Source organism: Microcystis sp. BLCC-F210, assembly GCF_042134685.1.
In the GTDB taxonomy this organism is placed as follows: Bacteria; Cyanobacteriota; Cyanobacteriia; order Cyanobacteriales; family Microcystaceae; genus Microcystis; species Microcystis aeruginosa_D.
Map to the genome: position 1 here is coordinate 480439 of NZ_CP169647.1, position 17982 is coordinate 498420.

Sequence of the window (17982 nt, forward strand, 5' to 3'; positions counted from 1 at the left end):
GTCAACAGTTTAGTTGAAACTCGATTAAATTTTCGATTGCTTTGAGCAAATCTTGATCAGTCCAATTCTGGTACAAATAAGCCGCGATCGCACATCCCCCCGCACCGACTCCTTCCTTGACGAAACCCTGTTCATAAGCTTGCAAAACCGGGTATTTAGAGGCGGAAAAGTTTAATTGTGTGGCTAATAAGGGTATTTTTCCGATCATGCTGGCTAATCCCACCGTATCCCCCGTTTTATCTTCCGCTACCCAACGAGTTGTGCCGACGATGATATTTTCCCAGTTAACCGGATAGGCATATTTAGTCACTAGAGCTTGAATTAAAGCAGAAACCGCCAACATTTGGGTTCCTCCGGCGAGAAGTACCCCACCCTGCCCACTAGCGGCAATCGCCATACCAGCGACGAAAATCTGCTGAGGATCGCCTAGGGCGGCGATTACCTCAAAAGGATCAAAAAATTCTTTTTGGGCTAATCCCTGCTCAACTATTGCCTGTTTCTGAGCATGATTGCACTGGGGATGGCTGCTGTTAACTTTGCCTTTGGCTTGATAACCCAATCCAGTGAGGATGGCGAGGGCGGTGGTGGTGCCACCCACCACACACTCGCCGATAATTAGATAACTAGACTCCCGGGCTAATTTTTCTCCCCAGGTTAGTCCTTGGGCGAACAGGTGTTTTACTATGGGGAGATCTAGGGCGCGGCCGGTGGAGAGACAACAGGCCGGTTGTCCCCCTAGTTCGATATAATCGACGGCTGGGGGCAAGGGTAAACCGGCGTTAAAAATCCGGACGGGAATGGCTAATTTTTCCACTACGGCGCGGGTAATATAGGCAGGGGAGGCTCCCACTGTTAGGGGTGGTAAGGGATAACGGGGATGGGGTGAAACTCCTTTAACGATAAATTCGGCATCAGCGATCGCAGTGTATTTTCTATCTTCCGGGGTGGCGCCAGCGGTGGAGATTCCGGGGATTAATCCCGTCTCGGTAAAACCTAAAACTAGGGCAAATATCGGAGAAGATTTTTGATGGCGCTCTAACCAATTTTGCCCCCGTTCAATTTCCGTGTAAATTTTAATCATCTGTTGATTTTGTCCTCTTACTTATCACTATTTCCCTCTCTCCATAAGATGATCTTTGATTTCAACATATTTAGAAAATATAGCGTTTCCTGTTTGCAAGAGGTACATTATCGATGTTGAAAAGCTTGCTCAGCAAAGGTTTGGCTGTGCTACACAGGTGTGAGAACCGCTATAAGTTATCAATACTAGCCAGTTTTGCCCCGTATGCTAAGGCTGTAGCCATAATAATACGGTCAAAAGGATCTTTGTGAATGGGAGATAAATTAACGGCTCTAATGGCAATTTCGGGGGTAATTGAAAATATATCTATTTTAGCTACTGTTAAAGCTTGTTGAATCCACTCTTGAAGGGGATAACTTAATTCTAATCTTCCCCGTTGGTTAGCAAGGGCTATTTCATAGCAAGAAATGGGGGAAACTCCGAGAGATTCTGCTAACTCAAATTTTTCTAGCCAATGATCGGGAAATCTGTCAAAATTGCCATTTATTAACCACAACCAAATATGACTATCAAGCACAATTACTTCAGACATTCCCAATCTTCTTCATCTACAATAGGACTGACCATATCACCTAGTATTTTAGCTTTACCCACCATATTCTCCACTGGAAAACGCCGTTTAGATAAGGATGGTTTTTCTTCTAATAAGTTGTTTTTGCTGGCGGTGAAATTTTTAATTAATTGATAAAGTTCATCTAGTTGTTCTTCAGGTAAATTATCAATTGCTGTTTGAATAAGTTCTTTAACAGTCATAGTTTTACTCTCTATTTTCTGAACTTGAGTTATATTATAACACAACGGTTCCTTCAATAAAGGGACTCATCTTGATATTTTAACTAAAATACAGCAGACTAAAAAGACTCATTTAAACCGTTTATTCTTAGATTAGCGGAATCTCCCCCAATGCAAGAGTGCCTCGTCTCAAAAAGTAATTTAAACACTTAACAGCTTATGTCTTCCCTGTCTTCTGCAATTATCGATACTTGGCGACGTTTTTACCGAGATCCCCTGGCAGTAATAGGAGCGATCGCATTAATGATAATTATTTTTGCTGTCCTATTCGGTCCGATTTTCTATCGAGTCCCCATCGATACCATTGATTTTAGTCAAACCACTGCTCCCCCTAGTTTAAAACATCTTTTCGGGACTAATGATCTGGGCCAGGATCAATTAGCGAGGATTTTGGTGGGGGGTCGAATTTCCCTAGCGGTGGGGATTGCTGCTATGATGGTGGCGATGATTTTGGGAACGGCAATCGGGGCTATTTCCGGGTTTTACGGGGGGGCGATCGATGGCTTATTGATGCGATTAACGGATTTATTTCTATCTTTGCCCCAATTACCCCTACTTTTGCTGATTGTCTATTTATTTCGCGATAGTATCAAAAAAATCGCTGGACCGGAAACGGGTATTTTTATCCTCGTGGTTTTGGTGATCGGGGGTTTAAATTGGATGTCGGTGGCGCGATTGGTGCGGGGAAATTTCTTAAAATTACGCGAGATGGAATTTATCTCGGCTGCAAAAGCTTTGGGGGCCACTCCTTGGCGTTTGATCTGGGTGCATTTATTACCTAACGTTTTGGGAATGATAATCGTGGCGGCCACTTTAGCGGTGGGTAATGCGATTATTACCGAGTCAACCCTGAGTTTTTTGGGTTTGGGTTTCCCCCCCGATGTGCCGACTTGGGGACAAATGTTATTTAAAGCTAAAGATTACTTGACAACTGCCCCCCATTTGGTCATTTTTCCCGCTCTGGCTATCGTGATCACGGTGTTAAGTATTAATTTTATCGGTGATGGTTTACGCGATGTCTTCGATCCTAATGTTTGAGGAACTGTGGAACTGGATAATTGCCGAAAAGTACCCAGAACCTCTATGATAATTAGTAGCGATGGTGAGGAAATAAATACTGTGAGTAGCGTAACTGTCATTAGCGATCAGAAGTTTGACCAAGAGGTTTTTGGGGTCGAAAAACCCGTTTTAGTCTATTTTTGGGCGAGTTGGTGCGGTCCGTGTCGTCTGGTATCCCCCTCGATCGATTGGGTGGCGAAAACCTACGACGAACGGCTAAAAGTAGTTAAACTAGAAATAGACCCTAACCCCGACTCGGTGGCTAAATATAAGGTGGAAGGTGTTCCCGCTTTACGCATCTTTAAAGATAAAAAACTTATTGCCAGTCATGAAGGGGCGATCGGCAAACAACAATTACAATCTTTTATCGATACCTATATCAGCTAATTAGGTATCCGTGGTTATGAGTAACTTAACCCTAGCACACCGCTTACAGGCACTACAATCCAACGTTTTTGCCGATATGGATCGGGCAAAAGCTGCCAGTAGAGAAGCGGGTAATACCATTATCGATCTTTCGCTCGGTTCCTCCGATCTTGGGGCTGCTCCCCACGTTATCGATGCTATTGAGCGATCTCTCCACGATCCTCACACGCACGGCTATTTACTCCATAATGGGACTAGAGACTTCCGCATAACTGCGGCTAACTGGTATAGCGATCGCTTTGGTGTACCCATCGATCCGGAAACGGAGGTTTTACCCCTAATTGGTTCTCAGGAAGGCACGGCCCATCTACCTTTGGCCCTTCTCAATCCCGGAGATTTTGCCCTGCTCCTCGATCCGGGTTATCCCTCCCATTTAGGCGGTGTTGCCCTTGCCGGCGGTCAAATCTACGGGATGCCAATTTTGGCAAAAAATGACTTTCTGCCAGTTTTAGAGGACATTCCTGACGTAGTGCTGGCACAATCGAAGCTGATGGTCTTGAGTTATCCCCATAATCCGACTACAGCGATCGCACCTTTGGCATTTTTCCAAAAAGCGGTTGATTTTTGCCGTCAGCATAATTTAGTCTTAATCCACGATTTTCCCTATCTAGACATCTTTTTTGAGGGAACATCGCCCCCACCGTCAATTTTACAGGCCGATCGAGCTAAAACTAATTCGATCGAGTTTTTTACCTTTTCCAAGTCCTATAATATGGGCGGTTTTCGCATCGGTTTCGCCATTGGCAACCCGCAGTTAATTATGGCTTTGCGACAAATTAAAGCTATGGTTGATTTTAATCAGTATTTGGGCATACTCAACGGTGCGATCGCTGCTTTAACCGGTAATCAAGATTCGGTCAAAGAAACCGTCGCTATCTTCCAAAAACGCCGGGATGTGTTTATTAATGCCCTAAATCGCATCGGTTGGCCGGTTGCCACTCCAGCCGCTACTATGTACGTTTGGGCGAAAATTCCCCCCAGTTGGCCGGGTAATTCCGTCGATTTTTGTCGGCAATTGGTGGCCCAAACTGGTGTCGCTGTTTCCCCCGGTTCCGGTTTTGGCAAGGGTGGTGAGGGTTATGTGCGTTTTGCCTTAGTTCACGATCCCGATATTCTAGAGGCTGCCGTGGAGAAAATTGGGGCTTTTTTGGGATAAAACCGATGTTTAACCTGAGTTTGGCCTAAAGTGAAACCCTGATTTTACCCTGGGTTTCTGGCTTTAATACTATCTTTCAACGGTCAAAACTGACAATTAAAAGTAGCTTTAGGGCGTAAAGAAGCGTAATTAGTGAATTTTTGCCCCAAAAATCTCACACCTTTGGAAAAAGTCCTTGACAATTACTAGAAGAAGGAATAGGTTACAAACAGTTTAATTTTATAAAGTCTTATGTCATTAGCCCAACTTATCAATCATGGGGGGGGGGAGAAGCAGAGCTTATCAAAGGCTCTGCTCAAATCCTTTTCCCTAGTCACGGCCACTGCGATCGGATGTATTAGTATCGCCAGCAGTGCCACTGCAGCCAGTTTTTCTTTTTCCTTCGCTTTCGGTAGCTCCGGTTCGGGGAACGGTCAGTTCAGTTTCCCCTTCGGTATCGCCGTCGGGAGCGGTGGTAATATCTATGTAGCCGATACGGATAACAATCGCGTACAGGTGTTCAACTCTAGTGGTGTCTTCCAGTCCACTTTCGGTAGCTTCGGTTCGGGGAACGGTCAGTTCAGTTCACCCAATGGTATCGCCGTCGATAGCGCCGGTAATAAGCTAAACGGCGCTTAACCTGCATGATCCAATAGCTATAACCCTTTTGGAGTCTATATCGGTGATCCGAAGTAAAAGCCGTTTAGCTTATCTATGTAGCCGATACGAACAACCGCCGCGTACAGGTATTCAACTCTAGTGGTGTCTTCCAGTCCACTTTCGGTAGCCTTGGTTCGGGGAACGGTCAGTTCGATAGCCCAACCGGTATCGCGGTCGATGGCACTGGTAATATCTATGTAGCCGATACGAACAACAATCGCGTACAGGTATTCAACTCCGGTGGTGTCTTCCAGTCCACTTTCGGTAGCTTCGGTACGGGGAACGGTCAGTTCAGTTTCCCCCAAGGTATCGCCGTCGGTAGCGGTGGTAATATCTATGTAGCCGATTCGTTCAACAACCGCGTACAGGTATTCAACTCCGGTGGTGTCTTCCAGTCCACTTTCGGTAGCTTCGGTACGGGGAACGGTCAGTTCAATTCACCCACCGGTATCGCCGTCGGTAGCGGTGGTAATATCTATGTAGCGGATGGGGGCAACAACCGCGTACAGGTATTCAGCCCGACGAGTCCTCCGCCAGTGTCCACGCCCGAACCTTCTGGTATTATCGGATTAGGCATACTAGGTGGTGGTTTAGTGGTGCTTCGCCTCGCTAAACGTCGTTAATCGGTGTGGGGTGGGGAGACGGTCGGAAATTTTCCTAATTCCCCACTCTTTGCGGTTAAAAGCTTTAATTGTGCTGCTGTCTTAGTAATTGCTCGATCGCGTTGGGGGATAAATCGGTAAATTGGGCGATTTCTGTGATAGAAAAACCAGCAGATAGCATTTTTAGGGCAATTTGTCGAGCTTTTTCTTCTTTACCCGCTTGCAAGCCTTTTTGTAGTCCCTTTTCCTCGCCTTCCTCTAAAATATCTTGATAGATGACGGATTCTCTCATAATGTCACTCCGAAGAATTTTTTTAATCGTCTCTCGATTTAATACTAACCCGGCGAGAATACTGGTAGCGGCAGCGAGATTGCTTTGCACCTGTTTTTCGGGGATAGTTTCTAAAGAACGGGACACCTGACTTAACACCTGTTCAGGGTCATCGGTATTGCTGAGGACAGCAAAGGGTAATAAACCGGGATGATGGAAAAATTGTGGTGTCTTTTCTTCCCAAAGACGGATGACTTGGAAGGAATGAAAGGTTTCCCCCAGACGGAAGGTATTTTCTTGTACTAGGGGAGAGTCGCTACGTCGCAGATAAATTACCACTTGACGCATTTGTTTTTGGGGATGACGACGATAGACGCGAATGCGATAATCAAGCATTCGGAAAGGAATCTTGGAGTCGGGGTCGGTTTGAAACTCGGTATGGAGAATTAATTCCTCTGACTGCAAAAAAATCAGAGAATCGGCCCGAATGGGGTCTAATTGTAATTCCGTCGGGTCGAGGACGGTTAAGGAGAGGGGAGAACCTAATAACCAAGTGGCTAGATCATCGGAGAAGTTTTCGGCAATAAATTTACAAATATTATCAAACATCGTGAGCGTTTTGTCTTTGTAATTGCTCGATTGCGTCGGGGGATAAATCGGTAAATCGGGCGATTTCTGGGATAGAAAAGCCAGCAGATAGCATTTTTAGGGCAATTTGTCGAGCTTTTTCTTCTTTACCCTTTTGTAGTCCCTTTTCCTCGCCTTCCTCTAAAATATCTTGATAGATGACGGATTCTCTCATAATGTCACTCCGAAGAATTTTTTTAATCGTCTCTCGATTTAATACTAACCCGGCGAGAATGCTGGTAGCGGCAGCGAGATTGCTTTGCACCTGTTTTTGGGAGATAGTTTCTAAAGAACGGGACACCAGACTTAACACCTGTTCAGGGTCATCGGTATTGCTGAGGACGGCAAAGGGTAATAAACCGGGATGATGGAAAAATTGTGGTGTCTTTTCTTCCCAAAGACGGATGACTTGGAAGGAATGAAAAGTTTCCCCCAGACGGAAGGTATTTTCTTGTACTAGGGGAGAATCACTGCGTCGCAGATAAATTACCACTTGACGCATTTGTTTTTGGGGATGACGACGATAGACGCGAATGCGATAATCGAGCATTCGGAAAGGAATTTTGGAGTCGGGGTCGGTTTGAAACTCGGTATGGAGAATTAATTCCTCTGACTGCAAAAAAATCAGAGAATCGGCCCGAATGGGGTCTAATTGTAATTCCGTCGGGTCGAGGACGGTTAAGGAGAGGGGAGAACCTAATAACCAAGTGGCTAGATCATCGGAGAAGTTTTCGGCAATAAATTTACAAATATTATCAAACATCGTGAGCGTTTTGTCTTTGTAATTGCTCGATTGCGTCGGGGGATAAATCGGTAAATCGGGCGATTTCTGGGATAGAAAAACCAGCAGATAGCATTTTTAGGGCAATTTGTCGAGATTTCTCTTCTTTACCCTTTTCCTCTCCTTCCTCTAAAGCTTCTTGATAGACTTTAGTTTCTCTTAAATCACTTAAACTAAACATAGCTTCTATCTCCTTACGGTTTAATTTGGGCAATTTATAAATGAGAATTGTCTCAATTAATTCGAGAATGTCTTGTCTTTTTAAAGACTCCTGAAATTGTTGTCTAACCTGTTGAATCAGTTCTTTTCCCTGTGCTAAGGTGTTTGGTTCCGATTCCACAATTAATTGTAACACTTTTACCCCCAGAGAATCCCCCTCATCTAACTGATTTAGATAATAACAGTTAACCCGGCCTGACTCAAAGAATTCTTGATAACGAGATTTGGGACTGTTTTCAATTTCCCGATGAGGATAAATGATCACCCCTTGCCAATTGTTATTACTTTCACTTTGATGAAAATAGAGAAATATTTCACTAAAAAAGCGGGAGTAAAACCGTTCATCTTTTTGAAATTGTACCTCAACAAAGTAAATTGGGTCATTCAGGTTATCAGGAAGAAAGACCCCATCTAAACGAAAAGCTAGTTGTTTAACTTCTAGGGGGGAAAATTGATAATGATTGACGGTTTCTGGGGGAAGATTAAGCAAATCAAAGAAACTTTCAGGAAAAGTCTGAAAGAGACGATAGAAAATACTGTCCGTTTTCACTCAATTTTGTCCCTCAATGACTTGTGGTACTTGTTCAATATCTAAGTCTAAAGCTTGGGCAATTTGTTCTCTAGTTAATCCTATTAATTTAACCACTGGTGCAAATCTTCCAAATCCGAAAAGTTCAATAAAGCAAGAGCCAAATTATCCAATTGATTAGGATTTAACTGTTTAATTTTTTGTTCTACTTTTAAAGGAATAGAACCTAGTTTTAAGTTTAGCTGACGCAAAATTAGGCTTTTTTTAGCGGATAATTCCCCTTCCTCTAAAGCTTCTTGATAGACTTTAGTTTCTCTTAAATCACTTAAACTAAACATTTTTTCTATCTCCTTACGGTTTAATTTGGGCAATTTATAAATGAGAATTGTCTCAATTAATTCGAGAATGTCCTCTCTTTTTAAAGACTCCTGGAATTGTTGTCTAACTTGTTGAATCAGTTCTTTTCCCTGTGCTAAGGTGTTTGGTTCCGATTCTACAATTAATTGTAACACTTTTACCCCCAGAGAATCCCCCTCATCTAACTGATTTAGATAATAACAGTTAACCCGGCCTGACTCAAAGAATTCTTGATAACGAGATTTGGGACTGTTTTCAATTTCCCGATGAGGATAAATGATCACCCCTTGCCAATTCTGGCTTAACTCGCTTTGATGAAAATAGAGAAATATTTCACTGAAAAAGCGCGAGTAAAACCGTTCATCTTTTTGAAATTGTACCTCAACAAAGTAAATTGGGTCATTCAGGTTATCAGGAAGAAAGACCCCATCTAAACGAAAAGCTAGTTGTTTAACTTCTACGGAGGAAAATTGATAATGATTGACGGTTTCTGGGGGAAGATTGAGCAAATCAAAGAAACTTTCAGGAAAAGTCTCAAAGAGACGATAGAAAATGCTGTCCGTTTTCACTCAAGTTTGTCCCTCAATGACTTGTTGTATTTGTTCAATTTCTAGGTCTAAAGCTTGGGCAATTTGTTCTCTAGTTAATCCTAAGACCAATAAACGGGGAATAGATTTTAATTTAGCGGATAATTCTCCTTCCTCTAAAATATCTTGATCAATGACGGATTCTCTCATAATCTCACTCCGAAGGATGTTTTTAATCGTCTGTTCGGGGTCATCGGTATTGCTGAGGACGGCAAAGGGTAATAAACCGGGATGATGGGAAAAAGGGTTCTTTTTTTGACTTGATCTCCTTCTGGGTAGCACTCTGGTCTAAGAACAGCGGGGGAGGAATTACGGTTAGAAACTTTCTCTATATACATGGCTATCATTTTAGCAAATAGAGAGAATTCTTGTCCATTAAGAAATACTACAAATTACATGGGTACATTAAAAAAATTAAGGGGTGTATCCATTGATGGATAAGAGTTTTCGTCCATTATGGTATATATGTATGAGAGAAGTTCAGTTATAAGATTTTATGAGATTTTAATAGGTTTTTAGAAGGTGATGACCGCAGCTACTACAAAAGCGATCGGTTGCCGCCACTTTTGCCCCGCATTGACTACAAAATTGGGCTTTACTGACGGTTTTTGCGTCTCCCATACTCATTTTCATATCTCCCATTTGCATTTCCATGGGGGTAAAATTCATCGACATATTACCCATTTTCATCGGTTGCATTGGTTGCATCGGTTGCATTGGTTGCATTGGTGAGGAGGAGAAACTGGTAGCGGTTGTCGATTGAGAGGACTGAGAAACTCCAGAGGTATGAGGGGAGGAAAAACCGATACTGCTTCCCTGAATTTGGATTCTATGGGGTCCAGTTTCAGTGATAATTTCAATAATTGCCCCTTGGGGAATTATCTCTATTTGGGGTTCTTGTGTCCAAACTCCCGTAGCAAAACTACTGCTAGACTGCTGTTGTTGTCCCACCGCACCACTAGCGAGGGTTACAATCGTCTGCAGCCCTTGATTATCGAGATAGAGACGTTGTCCTGTGGGTAATTCACTATAAATAGCCATATTTTTGACAGTCAAAAGTAAAAAGTAAAAACCTAGTTCACACCCCTAGGATCTAGTCTAGCGAGGATAGAAATGTTAGAGGATTTTCTTAAGAATTTTATCGACAAAAAAAGGGTGGTTTTACCCACCCTCACCATGTCTCAAGAAAACAAACTTTTTAACGGACGCTACCGGCTAATTTATCGACCCGAATCGGTTTCATCAGGTACAATTTGAGGAATTGCCAAGCGTTAGAGGCGAAGATCGGCAATTTCTTCAGGAATTTAACCGGTGCGGCACTGTTTTCGCTATCGATCGCCCGTAATCCCTCGTTATTGCGAACACAAATTTCTAGGCGATCATAAAATTCAGGACTATCCACATCGAGAACAATCGGGAAGACGCGGCCGGCGGTTTCATTAGTCTTCTCGATTACATACTTATCGTACTCGCGAGCGTCCAAACCGAGAATGGCGTAGAAACCAGAACGCTGAGTATCATTGAGATACATCGTAGCGAAGACCGAAAGCAGGAAGAAACGACACCAGAGACGAGCGCGCCAATCATTAAGAATATCAGGCTGCGCACGCATGATCGCATCAAAGAAGTCCCCGTGACGGTTTTCGTCTTGACACCAATTCTCGAAGAAGTTAAAAATCGGATAAACCCGATCTTCGGGATGTTGTTCGAGATGACGATAAATGGTGATATAGCGCCAATAACCGATTTTTTCGGAAAGATAGGTGGCGTAGAAGATAAATTTCGGTTTAAAGAAGGTGTAGTTACGGCTTTTGGTTAAAAATCCCAAGTCAAGGGAGAGGTTAAAATCCGATAAAGCCTTATTAAGAAATCCAGCGTGACGCGCTTCGTCCCGGGACATGAGGTTAAAGCATTCTGCGAGAACGGGATTTCTGTTTTTTAAACGTCTGCCGAGTTCTTTGTAGAGAAGAAAGCCGGAAAATTCGGCCGTGCAGGATCTTTCCAGAAATTCCACGAATAAGCGACGAGTTTCGCCATCAATATGCTCCCAAGAGCGATCAAATTCTTGATTGCGAACGAAGTGATGCCGGTTATAATCGGTACGGAATTCCTCTAAAATCGCTTTCAGTTCTTCCTCGTTAGCGGCGATCGACATTTCCGCCATCGCTTCAAAATCAGTGGTGTAGAAGCGGGGAGTGAGGATCGTTTCTTTAGCGGGAACTTTTATACCCGGACGGATTTCCTCGAATTCTGGTTTTTGGATCGTGCTGACCATAGGGATTATTGATTTTACTCTGGGATGATGATTGAGACGAGTAAAGGCTCTAAGATGATGATGACCAGCCGTGAAAAAACGGCTAGGATTCACTATAGCAAGCTCTCAGCCCTAGACTCCCTTCCTGTTCATTAAAAGTTACAACTCTTAATTAAGCTGTGTGAACAAACCCGGCTTTTTCGCTGGGAGTTTTGACAAATGTTCGGAGAGGTGGGGTTTGTTCGGTGATCAGTAAACAGTCATCGGTAATCGGTGAACTGAAAACCCACATCTGATAACAAGGGACAAATCTAAAACCTAATTGGTTAAGTTAAAAGCTTTGATGTGCTTAGTTTCTACCTTCTTTTTTCGAGCCGGTTGCCTTGTACCATGATTAACTCCCAATCCAACTTGAACAACCAGATCCCTTCTCCCCAATGCTCTAACAAAAAACAACTATCCCCCGATAGCGATCGCTAAAGGTCAAATAATGATAAATTTTTGTCAAGGGGTGTGGTCAGACATAGGAATCATCGCTAGAATGAGCTTAAGTATGTGGTTAGGCTTTAATCAGTATCATCATGGAAATAGCACTTGAAATTCTTGTTGATCACTCAGGAGGTATGGCAGGCAAAAAATTTGACCGTGCTAAGCAGATACTTACAGATGTAGCACCCGATTTACTAGGCTGTGCAACTTGGATAGGGGCAAAAACCTTTTCAGGTAACTCTAACATGATCAATTCTGTGTATGAATACAAGTTAAATACTAAAGATAGTGATAAACTATATGACTTTATAAGTAAGATTAAAGATCCATCTGGTGGTACTCCAATTGCCGGAGCTATAAGAGATGTTGTTAAGTCTTTTAGGTTTCTGCGGCAGCAGGTTGAAGAATTTGTCCCGAAGGTTGTTCTGATAACAGATGGTTGGGATACTTCAGGTGGTGATTGGAAGGCAGAGATTGAACAAGCAAAACTAGATGGTATTGATTGCGAGATTCACATCGTTGGAATTGAACTAGATGAGGCGACAAAAAAATTGGCTCAAGAAGCAGCCCTTCAAACTGGTGGTACATTCACAGCAGTGTCATCTGTTTTGAGTGGTTCTGAAACAGAGAAATTGATAGATACTTTTAGGAACTCTGTCTTAAGTTTAAAGCCTAAGCTTCTTATCCATACTTTAAACTTACGTGCGGATTTGAAGATAGAGTTTTCACTTCCAGTTGATTTAACTGCTGAGGAGGCGGATAAAATCGCAAAGTTTATCAAAATATTGCCTCTATAATATACTCAACCTGATGAGTGGTTTGCATTGCCTAACACATCGTTGGAGCGGACGATATTGAGATGGTTTATAGCAAGCAAAAATTGTCTGAAGCCGCTCAACTTAGCTGTTAGATCGCTATCGCTGTAGGGTGCGTTCCCTAATGTGACTCCCACTGCTCCACCGATCGATTTTTGGGGAACGCACCATGCACATTTATTGAAACTGTGGGTTAAAGTGCGATGCCGCTCTGGTGGGTTGAGTTGAGGAATGTTAGCGAAGATTCCCAATGTTTAGGTTAAAATAGAGGGGCAAAAGTTGCCACAGGGTCGCTTCAATGACAGTTCGACAACCCCGCTACAGCAAAGAAGAATTTGCCCGACGTGGACACGAAGTCTATGAATCTCAGGTACGCTCCCAAATCGAGGAAGGGAATCATGGGAAGATTGTAGCAATAGACATCGAAACAGGGGCTTTTGAAGTGGCTGATGACAGCCTAACAGCTGCTAAACAACTGTTAATACGTTTTCCTGATGCACAAATATTTGGTATTCGCATTGGACATCGTGCCGTCCATCGTTTTGGCTTTCGTTCCCCCAGTGTGTCCCCATGATGATGGGGAGCGTCAATTCGCGCCGAGAAGCAATTATTCAATTCGTAGTGCTAGGCGAAAATCACCAGAGGCAAGCGATTAAAGCAGTTATTGACACTGGTTACACTGGATTTCTCGCGTTGCCTTCCGCTATCATTACAACCCTAGGATTAACGTGGTATATGCAAGAAGAAGGGATTTTGGGCGATGGAAGCCTCTGTATGTTTAACGTATTTGAGGCAACTGTGATCTGGGATGGTCAGATCAAATCTATTGAAATCAATGAGTCAGAAACAGACCCATTGGTTGGCATGGGTTTACTTGAGGGCTATGAGTTGAATATTCAGGCTTTTGCCGGGGGATTAGTGACAATTAAACCTTTGTCATAGTCTCTAGCCATAGCCGTAGGGTGCGTTCCCTAATGCAAGTCCTATTGCTCTACTGATCGATTTTGGGGAACGCACCATGCACATTTATTGAAACTGTGGGTTAAAGTGCGATGCTGCTCTGGTGGGTTGAGTTGAGGAGTGTTAGCGAAGATTCCCAATGTTTAGGTTAAAGTAGAGGGGCAAAAGTTGCAACAGGGTCGCTTATTTTTAGCTGTGCTTCCTGTCACTGAGCCTTTACATTGAGCGTGTCGAAATGTGTTGAAGTGTGGACACTGAGCCTGTGGAAGTGCTGTTTTATATTGGCGTAACCTTTCATCTCCGAGGTAAAACCGAGGGTTCCTTCAAGCCGACATTTAAGGTAAAATTGATCCTCTAGTTTCTGTGGGGCAATAACGGCAATCGCAGTAAAATTAATGCCAGAGTCAAGCAGAAAATCGAACAAACTGGTGCATCTGACCCAGAAAGGTTGCCAGCCTATATCATTGTGGTGGAGTTCAGTCGCCCGATCTCTGTCGTTAGCACAAAACAGAATCCTGGAGGAGCCTTACTTCAATGAGCCAGATTCAAACGTTTCACCAACAAGCAATAGATTTAGCCGAGGCAGCGGCAGTCACCCGCTTGAGAGGTGCGATCGATCTGCCAACGGAAAAAATTGCTGATTTCTGCCAACGCTGGCAAGTGACCGAATTTGCCCTTTTCGGCTCTGTCCTGCGCGATGACTTTCGCCCCGACAGCGATATTGATAAGTACCTAAGCAAAATTAATTACACATATCTAACCCCCTCTTGCCTTTTGCCTCTTGCCTTTTGCCTATCTTTACTAGGAAATTAATTTTGCACGACTACTTATTATGGTGCAGTTTCACCCAGAGGCACATCCCACCTTCAGCAGCCTGAATCAGATGGAAGCAGAATTAAAAACGATGTTTCACCGAGACATTGATCTGATTACCCGCCAAGGTATTGAAACTAGCCGTAACTATTTACGCCGCCACGAAATTCTTTCCTCTGCCCAGGTGATTTATGCAACGGGATCTTCAATTCCTGCTTGATATGCTGCAATCCGCAGAACTGATCATAACCTACACGGCTCAATGCTCAAAAGCTGAGTTCGTTGCCAATGTGCAGCTTCAAGATTCAGTCATTCGACGGCTATTGGTGATTGCCGAAGCCGCCAGACGAGTTTCCGAAACAACCCGCCAGATCTTTCCCAACATTGCTTGGCAAGAAATCAATGGAATGAGAAATCGGTTAGTACACGAGTATGATGATGTCAACCTCAATATTGTAAGTAGTCGTGCAAAATTAATTTCCTAGTAAAGATAGGCAAAAGGCAAGAGGCAAAAGGCAAGAGGGGGTTAGATATGTGTAATTAATTTTGCTTAGGTACTTATGGGATGTGATTCAGGCTGAAATCCCGTCACTGATTGAAGACTTGCATTTACAGATTCCACCTGAACCCTGAGAATAGTGCGATGGCGAAGACACTGCATAGCAGTACGCTTGATCGATTTTTGGGGAACGCACCATGCACATTTATTGAAACTGTGGATTAAAGTGCGATGCTGGTCTGGTGGGACCAGTTGGGGAATGTTAGAGACACAGAGGACACAGAGATCGATCGCTTCTATGGTAAGTTAAGCTGATTATACTAAATCCGTTGAGTACAGGCTAGTTATGAGGAGAGGCAAAAGGCAAGAGGCAAAAGGCAAAGGGGAATAAATAATCAGTTTTTAATAACCAGATTTAGTATTACACAGAACCTAGAAGAGCCGAAAAGTGCCAGTAATTGCAGTGATCGGAGGGAAAATTTAGGCACTTTTTCCCTGAAAAAACTCCACACCCTACACCCGTTCGGACCTCGGCGTGAGACTTCGGTCGAACGCTGAGCTCACGGCCGAAGTCCACACCCCAGGAAAAACTTTTTCGGCAAACCCTAGTTAGTTAACCCTATTCCTGCTCAGAAATCATAGGAAAATCTCCTTAACTGAATCTGGGTTAAAAAATCTAACTTAAACAGCGAATTGCCTCCAATAAACCCCTCGCTTTGCTGAGGGTTTCTTCGTACTCTTTTTCCGGCTCAGAATCGGCTACTAACCCCGCTCCCGCTTGCACAGAAACCAGATAATTTTGATTACCTTGGGGACGAACAATCATAGTGCGAATTGTGATGGCACTATTTAACTGTCCCTCGAAATCGTAGTAACCATAAACCCCTGAATAGGGACCACGACGACAGGGTTCTAATTCATGGATAATTTCCATAGCGCGAATTTTCGGGGCCCCACTGACGGTTCCTGCCGGAAAACAAGCTTTTAATAAATCCCAAGCACTTTTATTGGTGGCTAAATCCCCCACCACATTACTAACAATGTGCATAACGTGGGAATAACGTTCAATGATCATTAATTCATCCACTTTAACCGTACCTCGATCGCATACCCGACCTAGATCATTTCTCCCCAAATCCACTAACATAATATGCTCGGCAATTTCTTTGGGATCTTGCAGTAAATCCGTTGCTAAAGCTTGATCTTCACCGAAGTTTTGTCCCCGGCGACGGGTTCCAGCAATTGGTCTAACCGTAGCCTTTATTTTACCTAATTCGTCCCGTTCTGCCTTAACCATCACTTCAGGACTAGAGCCAATAATTTGCCAATCCTTAAAGTTATAAAAAGCCATGTAGGGAGAAGGATTAATCAGACGCAAGGAACGATATAAATCGAAGGGATGACCATGATAATTGGCATTTAAACGCTGGGAAATAACCACCTGAAAAATATCCCCCGCTTTGATATAATCCTTAGCTTTTAGGACATTTTGACAGAATTTTTCCTGAGTTGTATTGCTTTCATAAACTAATTCTTTTCCCTGTCCAACTGGTAATAATTCTAGGGTTTTGGCATTAGTTGGTAGGGGTAATCGTAACTTCAGAACTAACTGTGTAACTCGATCGCAGGCTGCTTGATAAGCGGCCGCTAAATCGGGATTTTTACCCCGAATATCGGCATAAGCGATCGCCCATATTTTCCGTTTAACTTGATCGAAAATAATCAGATTATCCACCTGCATCCAAATACCATCCGGTAGATCCGCATCGGTAGCGGGATAAATAGGCACTCGCGGTTCAATCCAATTAATTAATTCATAACCCCAAAAACCAAATAAACCCCCTATTCCGGCGGGTAATTGCGGCAATTTAACCGGAATAATCGGGGCTAAACATTGAGTTAAAATCTCGAAAGGATCCCCCGAAAAAATTTCTTGAGAACCATCGCGAAAAGTTTGGGTGGTGGTGTTTCCCCGCGCTTCCAATACCCAGACGGGATCGCCGCCTAAAAAGCTATAGCGTCCCAAGGTTTCGCCCCCTTCCACCGACTCTAATAAAAAATTGTAGGCTTGATCGGCACAAACTTTATACCAGGCCGAAACCGGCGTTTCTAGGTCAGCGACCCATTCTTGATAGACAGGAATAAAGTTACCTTGGCCAGCCAGTTCACGAAAGCGATCGAAGTCGGGGAAGATCATATTTTGATGGTTCAGGAAACGGAAGGAATTATGAATTATGAATTATAAATTATGAATTATGAAGGAGGGGGAAGTGGGGAAGTGGGGAAGTGGGGAAGTGGGGAAGTGGGGAAGTGGGGGAATGGGGAATGGGGAATGGGGAATGGGGAATGGGGAATGGGGAAGTGGGGAAGTGGGGGAATGGGGAAGTTGTCTCATCACCCTAACACCCTAACACCCCCCGCAACGCGCACGCAGTGACCACCCTAACTCCCAACCCCAAGAAAGACTTTTTCAACAAACCCTAACTAGCAATTGATTGCGATCAGAGAAATCGAGAGTCGGAAGTCAAATCTTGGGGCTAAATAGCTTCTAAATCTAACTCCCCACTCTCGATTTTAGGGTTTATTTATGCTTCGTAGGGAGTGACACCAGAGAACTTAATTGTCGCTGGTTCGGGGTTTTTGCCGATATTGCGGTCTTTTTTGCCGAAAAATTCACGACCAGCGTTAACTTTTTCGGGGAAGACACCATCAGCAGGGTGGAGATACTGCACTTCACCACTGGGGTAAATCCGATAGATTTTGTAATCTTCGATTTTGGGCTTAAATTTCGTCCGGAATTGGGTACCAAGAGCGAGCGCGTGTTCTTTGCGAGCCAAATAGAGGAGATTTTCGCCTTCGTTCATGATAGCGGCGCCACCGGTGGGCATTTCAAAGACTTGTTCTTTGCTGCTTGTCCAGGTGATGGCGTACTTTTCTTCCAGATCGGCTTTGGCGAGTAAACCGCCCGTGCTGCCACCGAACTTGGGAGCTTTTCCAGAAAGTTCTGTCATAGGATGTTGTTCTCT

General features: G+C 43.7%; 22 protein-coding genes and 2 pseudogenes. 11 read left to right on the forward strand and 13 right to left on the reverse strand.

Translation table 11 applies throughout. The annotated features are described in order from the left end of the window. Position 1: 1 nt before the first annotated feature. The 3 genes from cobT to ACE3JL_RS02390 form a co-directional block, all read right to left on the reverse strand. Entirely contained in the window at positions 2–1081 is a 1080-nt protein-coding gene (gene cobT / locus ACE3JL_RS02380) for a nicotinate mononucleotide-dependent phosphoribosyltransferase CobT (protein ID WP_375328761.1), read from the reverse strand. A gap of 169 nt (positions 1082–1250) precedes the next feature. Continuing rightward, positions 1251–1613, reverse strand: coding sequence for a type II toxin-antitoxin system VapC family toxin (locus ACE3JL_RS02385; protein WP_375328762.1), 363 nt, complete (start codon positions 1611–1613; stop codon positions 1251–1253). Beyond that, complete coding sequence (locus tag ACE3JL_RS02390) at positions 1601–1834, reverse strand: hypothetical protein (protein WP_271989617.1); 234 nt, start codon at positions 1832–1834, stop codon at positions 1601–1603. Before ACE3JL_RS02390 ends, ACE3JL_RS02385 begins: the two co-directional genes overlap by 13 nt. Before the next feature lie 198 nt (positions 1835–2032). Between ACE3JL_RS02390 and ACE3JL_RS02395 the strand changes: the two genes are divergently transcribed. The 4 genes and pseudogenes from ACE3JL_RS02395 to ACE3JL_RS02410 all read left to right on the forward strand — a co-directional run bounded on the left by ACE3JL_RS02395 (position 2033) and on the right by ACE3JL_RS02410 (position 5776). Further along, the gene (locus ACE3JL_RS02395; RefSeq protein WP_194033432.1) at positions 2033–2911 is read left to right on the forward strand and encodes an ABC transporter permease; all 879 of its coding nucleotides are present in this window, start codon (positions 2033–2035) and stop codon (positions 2909–2911) included. A gap of 45 nt (positions 2912–2956) precedes the next feature. After that, positions 2957–3319: a co-chaperone YbbN gene (locus ACE3JL_RS02400; protein ID WP_193956626.1), complete on the forward strand. Its 363-nt coding sequence runs from the start codon at positions 2957–2959 to the stop codon at positions 3317–3319. A 16-nt stretch (positions 3320–3335) separates the two neighbouring features. Continuing rightward, positions 3336–4514, forward strand: a complete 1179-nt coding sequence (locus tag ACE3JL_RS02405) for an LL-diaminopimelate aminotransferase (protein ID WP_271989619.1) — start codon at positions 3336–3338, stop codon at positions 4512–4514. A gap of 231 nt (positions 4515–4745) precedes the next feature. Next, a pseudogene (locus tag ACE3JL_RS02410) lies at positions 4746–5776 on the forward strand (6-bladed beta-propeller). Between the two features lie 64 nt (positions 5777–5840). Here ACE3JL_RS02410 and ACE3JL_RS02415 read toward each other — a convergent pair. The 8 genes and pseudogenes from ACE3JL_RS02415 to acsF all read right to left on the reverse strand — a co-directional run bounded on the left by ACE3JL_RS02415 (position 5841) and on the right by acsF (position 11401). Continuing rightward, positions 5841–6635: an Rpn family recombination-promoting nuclease/putative transposase gene (locus ACE3JL_RS02415; RefSeq protein ID WP_375328763.1), complete on the reverse strand. Its 795-nt coding sequence runs from the start codon at positions 6633–6635 to the stop codon at positions 5841–5843. Further along, on the reverse strand, positions 6628–7416 hold the full coding sequence (locus tag ACE3JL_RS02420; protein ID WP_375328764.1) for an Rpn family recombination-promoting nuclease/putative transposase: 789 nt from the start codon (positions 7414–7416) through the stop codon (positions 6628–6630). The genes ACE3JL_RS02415 and ACE3JL_RS02420 overlap by 8 nt, the downstream gene beginning before the upstream one ends. Continuing rightward, complete coding sequence (locus ACE3JL_RS02425; RefSeq protein WP_375328765.1) at positions 7409–8203, reverse strand: Rpn family recombination-promoting nuclease/putative transposase; 795 nt, start codon at positions 8201–8203, stop codon at positions 7409–7411. Before ACE3JL_RS02425 ends, ACE3JL_RS02420 begins: the two co-directional genes overlap by 8 nt. After that, the gene (locus tag ACE3JL_RS02430) at positions 8204–8299 is read right to left on the reverse strand and encodes a plasmid maintenance system killer protein (RefSeq protein WP_375328766.1); all 96 of its coding nucleotides are present in this window, start codon (positions 8297–8299) and stop codon (positions 8204–8206) included. After that, the gene (locus ACE3JL_RS02435) at positions 8287–9108 is read right to left on the reverse strand and encodes an Rpn family recombination-promoting nuclease/putative transposase (RefSeq protein WP_375328767.1); all 822 of its coding nucleotides are present in this window, start codon (positions 9106–9108) and stop codon (positions 8287–8289) included. The genes ACE3JL_RS02430 and ACE3JL_RS02435 overlap by 13 nt, the downstream gene beginning before the upstream one ends. After that, positions 9109–9246: pseudogene (locus ACE3JL_RS02440) on the reverse strand (flagellar assembly protein H); the annotation flags it as partial. 384 nt (positions 9247–9630) lie between these two features. Further along, a complete protein-coding gene (locus ACE3JL_RS02445) occupies positions 9631–10167 on the reverse strand; it encodes a zinc ribbon domain-containing protein (protein WP_375328768.1) in 537 nt (178 codons plus the stop codon). 157 nt (positions 10168–10324) lie between these two features. Further along, the gene (acsF, locus tag ACE3JL_RS02450; RefSeq protein ID WP_002752007.1) at positions 10325–11401 is read right to left on the reverse strand and encodes a magnesium-protoporphyrin IX monomethyl ester (oxidative) cyclase; all 1077 of its coding nucleotides are present in this window, start codon (positions 11399–11401) and stop codon (positions 10325–10327) included. Positions 11402–11961: 560 nt separating this feature from the next. Here acsF and ACE3JL_RS02455 point away from each other — a divergent pair. The 6 genes from ACE3JL_RS02455 to ACE3JL_RS02480 all read left to right on the forward strand — a co-directional run bounded on the left by ACE3JL_RS02455 (position 11962) and on the right by ACE3JL_RS02480 (position 14942). After that, positions 11962–12666, forward strand: coding sequence for a vWA domain-containing protein (locus ACE3JL_RS02455; protein ID WP_375328769.1), 705 nt, complete (start codon positions 11962–11964; stop codon positions 12664–12666). Positions 12667–12982: 316 nt separating this feature from the next. Beyond that, positions 12983–13258, forward strand: coding sequence for a hypothetical protein (locus ACE3JL_RS02460; RefSeq protein ID WP_002733756.1), 276 nt, complete (start codon positions 12983–12985; stop codon positions 13256–13258). Beyond that, positions 13255–13626, forward strand: coding sequence for a clan AA aspartic protease (locus ACE3JL_RS02465; protein ID WP_375328770.1), 372 nt, complete (start codon positions 13255–13257; stop codon positions 13624–13626). The genes ACE3JL_RS02460 and ACE3JL_RS02465 overlap by 4 nt, the downstream gene beginning before the upstream one ends. Positions 13627–14178: 552 nt before the next feature. Then, a complete protein-coding gene (locus tag ACE3JL_RS02470; protein ID WP_375328771.1) occupies positions 14179–14457 on the forward strand; it encodes a nucleotidyltransferase family protein in 279 nt (92 codons plus the stop codon). A 19-nt stretch (positions 14458–14476) separates the two neighbouring features. Further along, positions 14477–14677, forward strand: a complete 201-nt coding sequence (locus ACE3JL_RS02475; protein WP_375328772.1) for a hypothetical protein — start codon at positions 14477–14479, stop codon at positions 14675–14677. After that, positions 14649–14942 carry a DUF86 domain-containing protein gene (locus ACE3JL_RS02480; protein ID WP_271992205.1) on the forward strand — a complete coding sequence of 98 codons (294 nt, stop codon included), beginning with the start codon at positions 14649–14651 and terminating at the stop codon, positions 14940–14942. The genes ACE3JL_RS02475 and ACE3JL_RS02480 overlap by 29 nt, the downstream gene beginning before the upstream one ends. Before the next feature lie 690 nt (positions 14943–15632). Here ACE3JL_RS02480 and trpE read toward each other — a convergent pair. Continuing rightward, positions 15633–17153: an anthranilate synthase component I gene (gene trpE / locus ACE3JL_RS02485; RefSeq protein WP_375328773.1), complete on the reverse strand. Its 1521-nt coding sequence runs from the start codon at positions 17151–17153 to the stop codon at positions 15633–15635. 51 nt (positions 17154–17204) lie between these two features. On the opposite strand from trpE, the gene ACE3JL_RS02490 reads away from it, so the two are divergent. Next, positions 17205–17393, forward strand: a complete 189-nt coding sequence (locus ACE3JL_RS02490; protein ID WP_375328774.1) for a hypothetical protein — start codon at positions 17205–17207, stop codon at positions 17391–17393. A 148-nt stretch (positions 17394–17541) separates the two neighbouring features. Here ACE3JL_RS02490 and ACE3JL_RS02495 read toward each other — a convergent pair whose 3' ends face one another. Then, positions 17542–17967, reverse strand: coding sequence for a photosystem I reaction center subunit II PsaD (locus ACE3JL_RS02495; RefSeq protein WP_002740397.1), 426 nt, complete (start codon positions 17965–17967; stop codon positions 17542–17544). Positions 17968–17982 lie beyond the last annotated feature (15 nt).

Coding starts and splice junctions, on each gene's coding strand:
- cobT (WP_375328761.1), bottom strand. CDS start 1,081: ATGATTAAAATTTACACGGAAATTGAACGGGGGCAAAATTGGTTAGAG.
- ACE3JL_RS02385 (WP_375328762.1), bottom strand. CDS start 1,613: ATGTCTGAAGTAATTGTGCTTGATAGTCATATTTGGTTGTGGTTAATA.
- ACE3JL_RS02390 (WP_271989617.1), bottom strand. CDS start 1,834: ATGACTGTTAAAGAACTTATTCAAACAGCAATTGATAATTTACCTGAA.
- ACE3JL_RS02395 (WP_194033432.1), top strand. CDS start 2,033: ATGTCTTCCCTGTCTTCTGCAATTATCGATACTTGGCGACGTTTTTAC.
- ACE3JL_RS02400 (WP_193956626.1), top strand. CDS start 2,957: ATGATAATTAGTAGCGATGGTGAGGAAATAAATACTGTGAGTAGCGTA.
- ACE3JL_RS02405 (WP_271989619.1), top strand. CDS start 3,336: ATGAGTAACTTAACCCTAGCACACCGCTTACAGGCACTACAATCCAAC.
- ACE3JL_RS02415 (WP_375328763.1), bottom strand. CDS start 6,635: ATGTTTGATAATATTTGTAAATTTATTGCCGAAAACTTCTCCGATGAT.
- ACE3JL_RS02420 (WP_375328764.1), bottom strand. CDS start 7,416: ATGTTTGATAATATTTGTAAATTTATTGCCGAAAACTTCTCCGATGAT.
- ACE3JL_RS02445 (WP_375328768.1), bottom strand. CDS start 10,167: ATGGCTATTTATAGTGAATTACCCACAGGACAACGTCTCTATCTCGAT.
- acsF (WP_002752007.1), bottom strand. CDS start 11,401: ATGGTCAGCACGATCCAAAAACCAGAATTCGAGGAAATCCGTCCGGGT.
- ACE3JL_RS02455 (WP_375328769.1), top strand. CDS start 11,962: ATGGAAATAGCACTTGAAATTCTTGTTGATCACTCAGGAGGTATGGCA.
- ACE3JL_RS02460 (WP_002733756.1), top strand. CDS start 12,983: ATGACAGTTCGACAACCCCGCTACAGCAAAGAAGAATTTGCCCGACGT.
- ACE3JL_RS02465 (WP_375328770.1), top strand. CDS start 13,255: ATGATGATGGGGAGCGTCAATTCGCGCCGAGAAGCAATTATTCAATTC.
- ACE3JL_RS02470 (WP_375328771.1), top strand. CDS start 14,179: ATGAGCCAGATTCAAACGTTTCACCAACAAGCAATAGATTTAGCCGAG.
- ACE3JL_RS02475 (WP_375328772.1), top strand. CDS start 14,477: ATGGTGCAGTTTCACCCAGAGGCACATCCCACCTTCAGCAGCCTGAAT.
- ACE3JL_RS02480 (WP_271992205.1), top strand. CDS start 14,649: ATGCAACGGGATCTTCAATTCCTGCTTGATATGCTGCAATCCGCAGAA.
- trpE (WP_375328773.1), bottom strand. CDS start 17,153: ATGATCTTCCCCGACTTCGATCGCTTTCGTGAACTGGCTGGCCAAGGT.
- ACE3JL_RS02490 (WP_375328774.1), top strand. CDS start 17,205: ATGAATTATGAAGGAGGGGGAAGTGGGGAAGTGGGGAAGTGGGGAAGT.
- ACE3JL_RS02495 (WP_002740397.1), bottom strand. CDS start 17,967: ATGACAGAACTTTCTGGAAAAGCTCCCAAGTTCGGTGGCAGCACGGGC.